This is a genomic window from Streptomyces montanisoli (assembly GCF_017813245.1).
GTDB lineage: Bacteria > Actinomycetota > Actinomycetes > Streptomycetales > Streptomycetaceae > Streptomyces > Streptomyces montanisoli.
In genome coordinates this window covers 17496-29963 of sequence record NZ_JAGIQL010000042.1, presented here as the reverse complement: position 1 = coordinate 29963, position 12468 = coordinate 17496, and the positions used below count along the sequence as shown (strand labels likewise).

General features: G+C 69.6%; 9 protein-coding genes. All 9 read left to right on the top strand.

Annotation, left to right across the window (positions count from 1 at the left end):
- Positions 1-243: 243 nt before the first annotated feature.
- A complete protein-coding gene (locus JFN87_RS13200; protein WP_209340210.1) occupies positions 244-1743 on the top strand; it encodes a bifunctional cytidylyltransferase/SDR family oxidoreductase in 1500 nt (499 codons plus the stop codon).
- A 147-nt stretch (positions 1744-1890) separates the two neighbouring features.
- Positions 1891-4002: a hypothetical protein gene (locus tag JFN87_RS13195; protein ID WP_209340209.1), complete on the top strand. Its 2112-nt coding sequence runs from the start codon at positions 1891-1893 to the stop codon at positions 4000-4002.
- A gap of 144 nt (positions 4003-4146) precedes the next feature.
- Complete coding sequence (locus JFN87_RS13190; protein ID WP_209340208.1) at positions 4147-5364, top strand: glycosyltransferase family 2 protein; 1218 nt, start codon at positions 4147-4149, stop codon at positions 5362-5364.
- Positions 5365-5517: 153 nt separating this feature from the next.
- A complete protein-coding gene (locus JFN87_RS13185) occupies positions 5518-6585 on the top strand; it encodes a glucose-1-phosphate thymidylyltransferase (RefSeq protein WP_209340207.1) in 1068 nt (355 codons plus the stop codon).
- Complete coding sequence (gene rfbB / locus JFN87_RS13180) at positions 6582-7568, top strand: dTDP-glucose 4,6-dehydratase (RefSeq protein ID WP_209340206.1); 987 nt, start codon at positions 6582-6584, stop codon at positions 7566-7568. Before JFN87_RS13185 ends, rfbB begins: the two co-directional genes overlap by 4 nt.
- A 65-nt stretch (positions 7569-7633) precedes the next feature.
- Positions 7634-8536, top strand: coding sequence for a dTDP-4-dehydrorhamnose reductase (gene rfbD / locus JFN87_RS13175; protein ID WP_209340205.1), 903 nt, complete (start codon positions 7634-7636; stop codon positions 8534-8536).
- Positions 8537-8629: 93 nt separating this feature from the next.
- Complete coding sequence (locus tag JFN87_RS13170) at positions 8630-9424, top strand: class I SAM-dependent methyltransferase (RefSeq protein WP_209340204.1); 795 nt, start codon at positions 8630-8632, stop codon at positions 9422-9424.
- A gap of 267 nt (positions 9425-9691) precedes the next feature.
- Positions 9692-11692 (top strand): glycosyltransferase family 2 protein, encoded by a 2001-nt coding sequence (locus JFN87_RS13165; RefSeq protein ID WP_209340203.1) that lies wholly within the window; start codon positions 9692-9694, stop codon positions 11690-11692.
- 47 nt (positions 11693-11739) lie between these two features.
- Positions 11740-12342, top strand: coding sequence for a dTDP-4-dehydrorhamnose 3,5-epimerase (rfbC, locus tag JFN87_RS13160; RefSeq protein ID WP_209340202.1), 603 nt, complete (start codon positions 11740-11742; stop codon positions 12340-12342).
- Positions 12343-12468 lie beyond the last annotated feature (126 nt).

The window sequence follows — 12468 nt, the reverse complement described above, 5'->3', positions numbered from 1 at the left end:
GGCGCCGCCCGGGCATGCGGCAGGCGCCCTGGCCCTGTTCTCCCGGTGACGATACGGCCACGGTGTGGTGTCGGTCACCGCGCCCGTTCCCCGCTGGTCGCGCACCGCGTTTCCAGGAGTCCTGGCCGGCGGGTGAACGGACGGTTTCCGTCGCAGGGCGGGCACTGAGCGTCCGCCTTGCGAGACGGTCACGCAGAGTGCGAACATCACCCTGTCCTCCACTCCCTCAAGGCAGGTCGATCCGTGTCTGGACCCTCCACCACCAAACCTCGCACCACCGCAGTCGTTCTCGCCGGTGGTACCGGTCAGCGCGTCGGCCTGTCGATCCCGAAGCAGCTGCTGAAGATCGCCGGCAAAGCCGTCATCGAGCACACCCTCGCGATCTTCGAGCAGTCGGAGAGCATCGACGACATCATCGTGCTCATGGCTCCTGGTTTCGTGCCCGACGTGCAGAAGATCGTCACGAAGGCCGGGTTCACGAAGGTCAGCCAGGTCATCGAGGGCGGCGCCACGCGCAATGAGACGACCGAGCGCGCCATCGCCGTGCTCGGCGAGGGGCTCGCCGAGGGCGAGGACCGCAACCTGCTGTTCCACGACGCGGTGCGCCCGCTGCTCTCGCAGCACGTGATCACGAACTGTGTCGCGGCGCTGGAGCGCTACCAGGCCGTGGACGTCGCCATCCCGTCCGCCGACACGATCATCGTCACGCGGACGCACGGCGAGGACGGCGAGTTCATCACGGACATCCCGGACCGTGCGCGCCTCCGGCGCGGCCAGACTCCGCAGGCGTTCAAGCTCTCGACCATCCGCCGTGCCTACGAGGCCGCCGCGGGAGACCCCAACTTCCAGGCGACCGACGACTGTTCCGTGGTCCTCAAGTACCTGCCCGACGTGCCGGTGCACGTCGTGGCGGGCGACGAGTTCAACATGAAGGTCACGCAGCCGGTCGACGTCTTCATCGCGGACAAGCTGTTCCAGCTGGCCTCGACGGCCGCCCCCGAGCAGGCTGACGAGGCCGCCTACCGGGAGCTGCTCTCGGGCAAGACCATGGTCGTCTTCGGCGGTTCCTACGGGATCGGCGCGGACATCGCCGCCCTGGCGGAGAGCTACGGCGCCAAGGTCTACGCGCTCGGCCGCTCCACCACCGGCACGCACGTGGAGAACCCCGAGCACGTGGACGACGCCCTCTCCAAGGCCTACGCGGAGACCGGCCGTATCGACTACGTCGTCAACACCGCGGGCGTGCTGCGGATCGGCAAGCTCGCCGAGACGGACAACAGCACCATCCAGGAAGCGCTGAACGTGAACTACCTGGCGCCGGTCCAGATCGCGCGCGCCTCGTACAAGTACCTGGCGGAGACTAAGGGCCAGCTGCTGCTGTACACGTCGAGCAGCTACACCCGCGGGCGTGCCGAATACAGCCTGTACTCGTCCACCAAGGCTGCCATGGTGAACCTCACCCAGGCCCTCGCGGACGAGTGGGCGGGCGAGGGCGTCCGGGTGAACTGCGTGAACCCGGAGCGCACGGCGACGCCGATGCGCACCAAGGCCTTCGGGGAGGAACCCGCCGGCTCGCTGCTGTCGTCGCAGGCCGTGGCCCGTACCTCGCTGGACGTGCTGCTGTCCGAGCTGACCGGCCATGTCATCGACGTACGGCAGCAGGACCCGACACGCGGTGCGTCCGAGGCCTCCGGATTCGAGCAGGCGCTGGCCGCCGTGCTGGACCGTCACGGCGATGTGTAATAATCGTCGCCAAGTTGGATCTTTCGGGCCTTTGTGGCCATGCGCTGGAAATGCGGCGCATGGCCACAAAGGCCCGACTGCGTAAGAGCTCCCTTCACATTTTCCGTAAACCGTGAAATAAACGGCATCCCCTGGAGCAGGTTCTCCGTGATTTCGACCGCCATTCGACTGGCCCGCGTGGGCAGCCGGTCCGAGCTTGCCGCGGCAGTCCTGATGGGTCTTGGCTACCCCTGCGTCATGCTGGCCGCACTCCTTCCGAACCTCTGGTTCTTCGCGGTGGCAGCGGCCGTGACGTACGTGGCCGACCGCTATCTGCACCAGCGCGGCAGCTACCTCATAAACCGCCTGGAGAAGGTGCGGGCCGGGGTGGCGATCCGCTTCCTGGCACGGCAGCTGCTGCTGATCCTGCTGCTGACCCGGCTCCACCTCACCGGCGTCGCGCTCACCTACGTGGCCGTCGCGGGCTTCCTGGTCTTCTACGGGCTCAGTGCGACCCAGGGCGCTCTGGTGACGCTCATCAGGAAGCGCCGCACGATGCCGGTCGTCACCCACAACGTCGACCTGAGCGCCGTGCGCATTCCGGACGGGCCCAAGCGGTTCCTCCTGGCCCAGTCGGTCGCGAAGATGCTCCACCTCGACCTGCCCATGGAGGCCGGCGTCTTCGCCGCCGCCGCCACGGGTACGTTCGTGCTCGGATACGCGGGGGTCGCCGTCTCGATCGGCCTCGGCCTGCTGTACGTCCTGCTTCTCGCTCCCAGCCTCAGCCGCCGCCGGATCGTCCCCCCGGCCGCCGACGTCCTGGAGGCCGTCGACGGCTGGCTGCACGCCTACCGGCCGGCCACGGTGCTGTACTTCTCCGGCTCCAAGGAGTCCGCCTACCAGGTCAACATGTGGCTGGAGACCATGGAGCAGGTCGACCGGCCGTTGATCATCCTGCGCGAGCGGGGCATCGCGGCGCAGCTCGCACCCACCTCGGTGCCGGTGATCTGCGTCCCCGGCGGCACGCACCTGATGAACCTCGACCTGTCCACCGTCCGGGTCGCCCTGTACGCCGCCAACGTCGGCAAGAACATCCACATGCTGCGGGTACCGACCATGAAGCACGTCTTCATCGGCCACGGCGACAGCGACAAGATCGCCAGCGTGAACCCGTACTCGAAGGTCTACGACGAGGTGTGGACGGCCGGCCGGGCAGGGCGTGACCGGTACGCGCTCGCCGACGTCGGCGTCCGCGACGATGACATCGTCGAGGTGGGCAGGCCGCAGCTCGCCCCCATCGAGCCCTGGACGGGCGCGCCGAAGAACCCGGTCCCGACCGTCCTGTACGCGCCGACCTGGGAAGGCTGGGACGACAACCCCGGCAACACCTCCCTGCTGCTCGCCGGCGAGAACATCGTCAAGCGGCTGCTGGCCGCCGAGCCGCCCGTCCGTGTCATCTACAAGCCGCACCCCTTCACCGGCATCCGGGACAAGCACGCGAAGACGGTGCACGAGCGGATCACCGCGATGATCGAGGCCGCCAACGCGGCCCGGGCGGCCGAACCGCGCTGGACCGAGGCCGCGTCCGAGGCCCGGAGCGTGCTGACGGGCGCCCGCGCCGAACTGGCCGATGCCGAGGCGAAGCTGGCGCGGATCGCCACCTCGGGCCGCTCCCCGGGCGACGAGGCCGAGCAGTCCCGGATGTCGCTCACCGACCAGGCACGCCTCGACGAGGCCAAGCGGCTGCGCGCCCAGTGGAACGACGCCTACTGGCACTCGTTCGGCTGGTGGGAGCACCAGGTCGTGACGGGTCCCGAGCCCCGTCTCTACGACTGCTTCAACGAGACGGACGCCATGGTCTCGGACATCTCCAGCGTGGTCTCCGACTTCATCGCGAGCGGCAAACCGTACGCGGTGACCGACTCGGCGGCCCTCGGCGAGGACGAGTTCCGCCGGCAGAACACCGCCGTGCGCGCCGCGGTCATCCTGAGCAACGGGGCGCAGGAGCTCGACCGGTTGCTGGCCGCCGTCGCGGACCCGGGTGCCGACCGTCTCAAGGACCGCAGGACTGAGTTGAAGCGCTATCTCCTCGGCCCCGAGGAGCCCACGTCCATCGAGCAGTTCAACACGGCCGTGCGCGCGCTCGCGGCGAAGTCCGAGGCGCGCAACGTGGGCGTCGCCAAGCGCTTGGAGGAGCCCGAGGAAGCGACCGGACTCGACGACTCGGCACCCGAGAAGGACCCGGAGCGTGACGCTCACGACTCGCCCGTGGGCGGCTGACGACTGAGCGATGCGCGACTGAGCGACGCGCGAGGAGAACCCGGCGGGCCCGCCCGCCGGGTTCTCGCGTTCTGTGACAGGAGTCACGCGATGGGATGGTCAGGTAGTACAACCAAGACGGTAAGAACTCTGTCTTAAGACTCGATGAGAACCTATGAGGCGCCGGACGTGACCGTGGTCGTGGGCGCATACGAAGCCATGCCGTACCTGATCCGGTGCCTTGAGTCCGTCGAGTCGCAGACCCTGGGCCCTCACCGCATCGAGCTGGTGGCCGTGAACGACGGCTCGACCGACGGTACCGGGGAGTACCTGGACGAGTTCGCCGCCAGGTCGGCCGTGCCCACCCGCGTCGTGCACCAGGCCAACTCGGGCGGCCCGAGCGGACCCCGCAACGTGGGCCTCTCCATGGCGCGCGGGCGGTTCGTGTTCTTCCTCGACGCGGACGACTACTTCACGGACGACGCGCTGGAGCGCATGGTCGCCATGGCGGACAAGGCGGGCACGGACGTCGTTCTCGGAAAGCTCGCGGGCGTCAACAGGAAGGCGCCGAACTCCATGTTCAAACGGACGGTCGAGCGCGCCGACATCTACAACTCGCGAGTCATCTACACGCTCAGCGCGGAGAAGCTCTTCCGCCGCGAACTGCTGATCCGCCAGGGCATACGGTTCGACACGAGCCTGTACACCGGCGAGGACCAGATGTTCACGCTCCAGGCGTACCTGCGCGGCAACGGCGTCTCCGTCGTGGCCGACTCGCCGTGCCTGTGGATCGTCGGCCGTGACGACGGCAAGCAGGTCACCAAGTCCGGTACCTACGCCCACCGGTTCGACTCGGCGGTCGCGATCACCGACCTCGTCGCGGAACTCCTCCCGCCCGGTGCCAAACGCGACAAGATCATGGTCAGACCGCTGTGGGTGACGCTGCTCCAGCAGTTCAACCCGCCGCTGCTGCGTGCTCCCGAGGGGGTCATGGAGGACAAGGTCGCGCGGGGCCAGGCGATCCTGGAGAAGCACTGGAACCCCCGCGTCGCGAAGCACTTCCGCGTGGTCGACCGCATACGGCTGGAGTGCATAGCCCGCGGCAGATCAGACCTGCTGGCCGACGTCCTCCGGTTCATGGACGCGAAGAAGCTCCCCGAGATCGTGCTCAGGGGCCGCGACAAGATCCCCTACCTGGCCTTCCCGCACTTCGGCTCACGGACCGCCGGGCTGCCGATCGAGACGTTCCGTGTGACGGTGACGGACTGGTCGGGCGACACGAAGATCACCCCGGTCAAGCAGGTGCGCAGGCCCGTGTCCCGGACGCGCCGCGTCGCGCGCAAGGTGCGCGGACGCGTACGCAAGCTGACCACGGCGGCCTGAGCCGCGCCGCGTCGTCCCCGAGCCGGGCCGCGTCGTCCCCGAGCCGGGCCGCGTCGTCCCCGAGCCGGCGGTCCGTGCACAGCCGATGTGGGTACAGTCGGTCCGGCGGGCCATGCCCGTACCGCATCGTCGTGTCGGCAGGGGATACGCATAGTGAAGGCTCTCGTACTTTCCGGAGGAGCGGGCACGCGCCTGCGTCCCATCACCCACACCTCGGCGAAACAGCTGGTCCCGGTGGCGAACAAGCCCGTGCTCTTCTACGGGCTCGAGGCGATCGCCGAGGCCGGCATCACCGATGTCGGCGTGATCGTGGGCGACACCGCGGACGAGATCCGCGAGGCGGTCGGTGACGGGTCGCAGTTCGGCATCCGCGTCACGTACCTCCCGCAGGAGGCGCCGCTCGGGCTCGCGCACGCCGTGCTGATCGCACGCGAGTTCCTCGGCGACGACGACTTCGTGATGTACCTCGGCGACAACTTCATCGTCGGCGGCATCACCGGCCTCGTCGAGGGGTTCCGCGAGGACCGGCCCGACGCGCAGATCCTGCTGACCAAGGTGGTCAACCCGACCGCCTTCGGCGTGGCCGAACTCGACGCCGAGGGCGCCGTGGTGGGTCTTGAGGAGAAGCCCGAGGAGCCCAAGAGCGACCTGGCGCTCGTCGGCGTCTACCTCTTCACCCCGGCCGTCCACGAGGCCGTGCGGTCCATCGAGCCGTCCTGGCGCGGCGAGCTGGAGATCACGCACGCCATCCAGTGGCTGATCGACCGGGGCAGCGACGTGCGCTCCACCACCATCTCCGGGTACTGGAAGGACACCGGCAACGTCACCGACATGCTGGAGGTCAACCGCTCGGTGCTGGAGACCGTCGAGCCGGTGTGCGAGGGCTTCGCCGACGACGCCAGCGAGATCGTCGGCCGGGTCAGGATCGAGGAGGGCGCCACGATCACCGGCAGCCGCATCGTCGGCCCGGCGATCATCGGCAGGAACACCGTCGTCAAGGACGCCTACGTCGGCCCGTTCACGTCCGTCAGCGAGGGGTGCCGGATCGAGGACAGCGAGATCGAGTACTCGATCGTCCTGCGCAACTCCTCGATCTGCGGGGTGCGCCGCGTGGAGACCTCACTGATCGGCCGGGACGTCGAGGTCACGCCGGCGCCCCGCAACCCGTCCGTCCACCGTCTCGTCCTCGGCGACCACAGCAAGGTGCAGATCTCCTCATGACCACTCGCATCCTGGTGACCGGCGGCGCCGGCTTCATCGGCTCCCACTACGTCCGCACGGTGCTCGGCCCCACGGGCCCGGGTGACGTCTCCGTCACCGTGCTCGACGCACTCACGTACGCGGGCAATCCCGCCAACCTGGACGAGGTGCGCGACCACCCCGGGTTCTCGTTCGTGCAGGGCGACATCTGCGACGCGGAACTGGTCGCGAAGCTGATGGCCGAGCACGACCAGGTGGTGCACTTCGCCGCCGAGTCGCACGTGGACCGGTCCATCGACGGCGGCGCCGAGTTCGTCCGCACGAACGTCGTCGGCACGCACACCCTGATCGACGCGGCACACCGCGCCGGCATCGCGACGTTCGTGCACATCTCCACCGACGAGGTGTACGGCTCGATCGACGAGGGCTCCTGGCCCGAGACCGACCCGCTCGCGCCCAACTCGCCCTACTCGGCGGCCAAGGCGTCCAGCGACCTGATCGCGCTGTCGTACCACCGCACGCACGGCCTCGACGTGCGGGTCACCCGCTGCTCCAACAACTACGGGCACCACCACTTCCCCGAGAAGGTCATCCCGCTGTTCATCACGAACCTGCTGGACGGCAAGCAGGTGCCGCTGTACGGCGACGGCGCCAACGTGCGCGACTGGCTGCACATCGACGACCACGTGCAGGGCATCGAACTGGTACGCACGAAGGGCCGCGCGGGCGAGGTCTACAACATCGGCGGCGGCACCGAGCTGTCCAACAAGGAGCTCACCCGGCTGCTGCTCGACGCGTGCGGCGCCGACTGGGACACCAGCGTCGAGTACGTCGCCGACCGCAAGGGCCACGACCGCCGCTACTCGGTGGACTGCGCGAAGATCCGCGAGGAGCTCGGGTACGAGCCCCGCAAGGACTTCGCGACGGGCCTCGCCGAGACCGTCAGGTGGTACCGCGACAACCGCGCCTGGTGGGAGCCGCTCAAGGAGCGCGCCGCGCTCTGACGCGGGCACACGGGTACGCGGACAGACGGACGGAAAAGGAACGACCGCAGAGGAGCGGAGCGGCGATGAGCGGTGGCTGGCTGATCACGGGCGCGGGCGGGATGCTGGGCCAGGACCTGCTCGCGAGACTCGCGGCGGACGGCGACCCCGCGACCGGGCTCGACCGCGCCGCCCTCGACATCACCGACCCCGGCGCCGTGCGGGCCGCGCTCGAAACGCACGCCCCCGCCGTCGTCGTCAACTGCGCGGCCTGGACCGCCGTCGACGACGCGGAGACCAAGGAGGACGAGGCGCTCGCCGTGAACGGCCGGGGTCCGCTCGTGCTCGCCGAGGCGTGCGCGGCCGCAGGCGCGGTGCTGATCCAGATCTCCACGGACTACGTCTTCGCCGGCGACGCGGCCGCCCCGTACGCGGAGGGCGCCCCGCTCGACCCGCGCTCCGCCTACGGGCGCACGAAGGCGGTGGGGGAGAGCGCCGTGCTCACGACACTGCCGGACACCGGCTATGTGGTGCGCACGGCCTGGCTCTACGGCGCGGGCGGCGGCAACTTCGTCCACACGATGATCCGCCTCGAAGGCGTCAAGGAGACCCTCGATGTGGTGAACGACCAGCGCGGCCAGCCCACCTGGACGGCTGACCTGGCGGGGCAGCTCGCGAAGCTCGGGCGCGCGGCGCTCGCGGGCACCGCGCCCGCCGGCGTCTACCACGGCACCAACGCGGGCGACACGACGTGGTTCGACCTCACCCGGGAGATCTTCCGCCTGCTCGGGGCGGACGCCACGCGGGTGCGGCCCACCACGAGCGAGGCGTTCGTACGGCCGGCCCCGCGGCCCGCGTACAGCGTCCTCGGCCACGACCGGTGGCGCGCGGCGGGCATCGAACCCCTGCGGAGCTGGCACGATGCGCTGGCGGACGCGTTCCCCGCTCTGCTGGACGCCAAACGTGAGACGACACACCATGGCGGCTGACGCGCGCCGGGAGTTTACGAGCCGTCCGGTCAGGGGCTAACTTCACTGGGAATCGAGGAAAATCTTTAGTGATTCTCAGCGAAGGGCACCACAGTGGACCGCCACGGCTTCCTACGCCAACTGCACCGCGTGTACAAACCCCGGAACTACTTCGAGATCGGGGTCAATGACGGGCGCAGCCTGACCCTCTCCCGCGTACCGTCCGTCGCCGTCGACCCGGCGTTCAAGGTCGTGACGGAGATCGCCTGCGACGTCCACCTGGTCAAGCAGACCAGTGACGACTTCTTCGCTCGCAAGGACCCGCTGCTCCACCTGCGCCCCGGCCGCAACCCGTTCCGCGCGCTGGCGCGCCGGGACCCGCTGTCCCTGTTCGGCGGGGACCCCAGGCTCGACCTGTCGTTCATCGACGGCATGCACATCTTCGAGTACGCGCTGCGCGACTTCATGAACGTCGAGAAGCACGCGCAGTGGTCGAGCGTCGTCGTCTTCGACGACATGCTCCCGCGTGACATCGACGAGGCGGCCCGCGACCGCCACACGAACGCGTGGACCGGCGACGTCTACAAGGTCGCGCAGGTGCTCAGGCGCTTCCGCCCCGACCTCGTGGTCGTCGAGGTCGACACCGCGCCCACCGGCGTGCTCGTGGTCTTCGGCATGGACCCGACGAGCACGGTCCTCAAGCACAACTACGACGCGATCCTCAAGGAGTACGTCGTCGACGACCCGCAGGACGTCCCCGAGGAGGTCCTGACGCGCAAGACCGCCGTCTCTCCCGAGGCGCTCCTCGGCGCGAGCTTCTGGCGCGACCTGACCCGCGCCCGCGACCTGCGCAAGTCGCGCTCCGCCTTCACGCCGATCCGCCGGCGCATCGAGGCCGTCGGAAACTGACCGTCGGGAATCTGACCGGGTGACGGCGGGCCCAGGCATCCCGCCACGCCGCCGGGTCGACACGCAGAAGTACGGTGTCGACCCGGCGGCGTTCTCATTTCCCCGGCTTTGCCACTCTGTGAATCGCCTGTGTTTCCTACGCAGATTCTGTGTCGGTCCTTCGCGGATCCTTCGCGGATTCGCCCACACGAATGCCGCCTTATACGCTGGGCGCGACGCGGGCTTCGAAGTCTCGGGGCCTTTTCCGGACGAGTTGGGGCTTGGTGCATGTCCGTCAAGGTGAGTGTGATCATTCCGGTGTACAACCCCGGTCAGTACATCGAGGACTGCATCGCCTCACTGCTGAGACAGAGCCTGCCGAACGACCAGTTCGAGGCCATTTTCGTCGACGACGGATCGAGCGACGAGACGCCCGCACGGCTGGATGAGCTGGCCGCCGCCCACCCGCACATGCACGTCGTGCACGAGGAGCCCTCGGGCTGGTCGGGACGCCCGCGCAACGTCGGAATGGCCCGTGCGCAGGGCGAGTTCGTGATGTTCGTCGACAACGACGACTGGCTGGGCGACGAGGCGCTCGAGCGGATGTACGACTACGGCGTGGCCAACGCGGCCGACATCGTCGTGGGGAAGATGGCAGGCAAGGGCAGGCCCGTTCCGCTGGAACTCTTCCGGGTGAACCGTCCGAAGGCCACGGTCGACAACGCGCCGCTGATCGACAGCCTGACCCCGCACAAGATGTTCCGCAGGGAGTTCCTTGAAAAGCATAAAATCATTTTCAAGGAGGGACGTAGGCGGCTCGAGGACCACGTCTTCGTCGCCGAGGCATATCTCCTGGCCTCGAACGTCTCCGTCCTCAGCGATTACGTGTGCTACTACCACGTAAAGCGTGAGGACGCGTCGAACGCAGGATTCCAGCGCTTCGACCCGGTCGGATACTTCCGCAACCTGCGCGAGGCGCTCGACGTGGTCGAGCACAACACCGAGCCGGGACGGCTGCGGGACAAGCTCTACCGCCGCTGGCTGCGCAACGAGATGGTGGAGCGGCTGCGCGGGCAGCGGTTCCTCTCGCTGCCCGAGGACTACCGCAAGGAGCTGTACGACGAGATCCGCGCCGTGGTCGGTGAGCGCATGGGCCCCGGCGTGGCGGCGGGCCTCCAGCCGACCCAGCAGATCGTCGCCGCGCTGATCTCCACAGGACGCTTCGAGGACGTCGGGACGTACGCCCGCTGGGAGGCCGGGATCAAGCCCACCGGGCGTCTCGAGACCATGGAGTGGGGCGAGGCGGGCCTGTCCCTCGGCTTCTCCGCCGAATTCCAGATCGGGGGCGAGCCGCTGCGGTTCCGCACCGAGGACGGCGAAGCCCTGCTCGACCTGCCGTTCGATCCTGAGGCACTCGCAGCGATCACCGAGGCCGGCGCGAGCACGCGCGCCACCGTCGACGGCGCCCGGGTCGGCCTCGTCGTCAGGGAACGCAGCAGCGCCGCCGAGTTCTACCAGCCGATCGAGATCACCGTGGAGCGCGTGCCGCTGCCGCGCGAGGAGCCCGAAGGCTCCGAACAGGCCGAGGGCGAGGGCGACTTCCGCATGGTGCTGCGCGCACGCGCCACCGTGGACCCGGCCACGGCCGCCGGCGGCGGCCCGCTCGGCCCCGGCATCTGGGACATCTACGTGCGCATCATCGCCTGCGGCTGGTCCAAGGCCGCGCGCCTCGGCTCCGTGCGCGACGAGACCGTCGACAAGGCACGCAGGGGCGCCCTGACCGGCGAGCCGCGCCGCCTGGTCATGCCGTACTGGACGCAGGGGTACGGGAACCTCTCCCTCGACGTCGACTGCGCGACGAGCTGGATCGACCGCGACCTGGCCCCGCTCACCCCGCAGGACGTCACGCTCGCGGGCGGCGCCGTGCGCGTCCCCGTACCGCTGCACGTGGCGGCCGGGCAGGAGGCGGACCTGCGGTTCAAGCCCGTCAAGGGCGGCTCCGCCACGCGCGTGCCCGCGTCGCTCGCGCCCGGGGACGGCGGCGCCGTGCTCACCGCGACCCTCCCGGCCGCCGAACTGGCCCGCCGCACCTGGAAGGTGGAACTGGGCGTGCCCTCCGCGCGGCGCGGCGCACCGCGCTGGGCGCCGCTGCCGGTGGGCGTGCGGGTGCGCGCCGACGGACGGGCCGCCTTCGCGCCCGCTTCCGCCCTCGCCGGTGACCCCCGTAGGCGGGCATCGCTGCCCCGGCGGATCATGAGAAGGCTGCGCCGCGCCCTCTCCCGGGCGTGACGGACCCCACCACGAGCACCGACGCGAGCCAGAAAGCTGAGTCACCCATGCGACCCCTGTCCATCGAAGGCGCCTGGATCCACGAACCCAAGGTCTTTCCCGACGACCGCGGCTCCTTCCACGAGTGGTTCCGCGCCGCCGACCTGCAAGGCGCCGACGGGCACGACCTGGCGCTCGCCCAGGCCAACTGCTCGGTGTCGCGGCGCGGCACGCTGCGCGGCATCCACTACGCCGACGTGCCGCCCAGCCAGGCCAAGTACGTCAAGTGCGTGCGGGGCGCGGTGATCGACTTCATCGTGGACATCAGGACCGGCTCTCCCACGTACGCGTCGTGGGAGGCCGTGCGCCTGGACGACGAGACGCACCACGCCGTCTACCTCTCCGAGGGGCTCGGGCACGCGTTCTTCGCGCTCACCGACGACGCCACCGTCGTCTACCTGTGCTCATCGGGCTACGCGCCGGAACGCGAGCACGGCATCGACCCGTTCGACCCGGACCTCGGGATCGAGTGGCCCGAGGGCATCGAGCCGCTGCTGTCACCGAAGGACGCGCAGGCGCCCTCGCTGGCCGAGGCGGCGCGGCGCGGGCTCCTGCCGACCTACGAGGAGAGCACGGCCTTCCGCGCGTCGCTGCGCCCCACGGCGGACTGAGCGCACCGGCCGGGCCGTGAGGGCCCGGGACACTGCCGCGGGACCCGCTGTCCAGCAGGTGAAAAGGGTGTCCGCCGCCACGGACCGTACGCGTACGCTGACCGGCGCGGGGCGGCGGACGGCGAG

Bases quoted from the DNA above. Each gene is read 5' to 3' on its own strand.
- JFN87_RS13190 (WP_209340208.1), top strand. From the start codon at position 4,147: ATGAGAACCTATGAGGCGCCGGACGTGACCGTGGTCGTGGGCGCATAC.
- rfbB (WP_209340206.1), top strand. From the start codon at position 6,582: ATGACCACTCGCATCCTGGTGACCGGCGGCGCCGGCTTCATCGGCTCC.
- rfbD (WP_209340205.1), top strand. From the start codon at position 7,634: ATGAGCGGTGGCTGGCTGATCACGGGCGCGGGCGGGATGCTGGGCCAG.
- JFN87_RS13165 (WP_209340203.1), top strand. From the start codon at position 9,692: ATGTCCGTCAAGGTGAGTGTGATCATTCCGGTGTACAACCCCGGTCAG.
- rfbC (WP_209340202.1), top strand. From the start codon at position 11,740: ATGCGACCCCTGTCCATCGAAGGCGCCTGGATCCACGAACCCAAGGTC.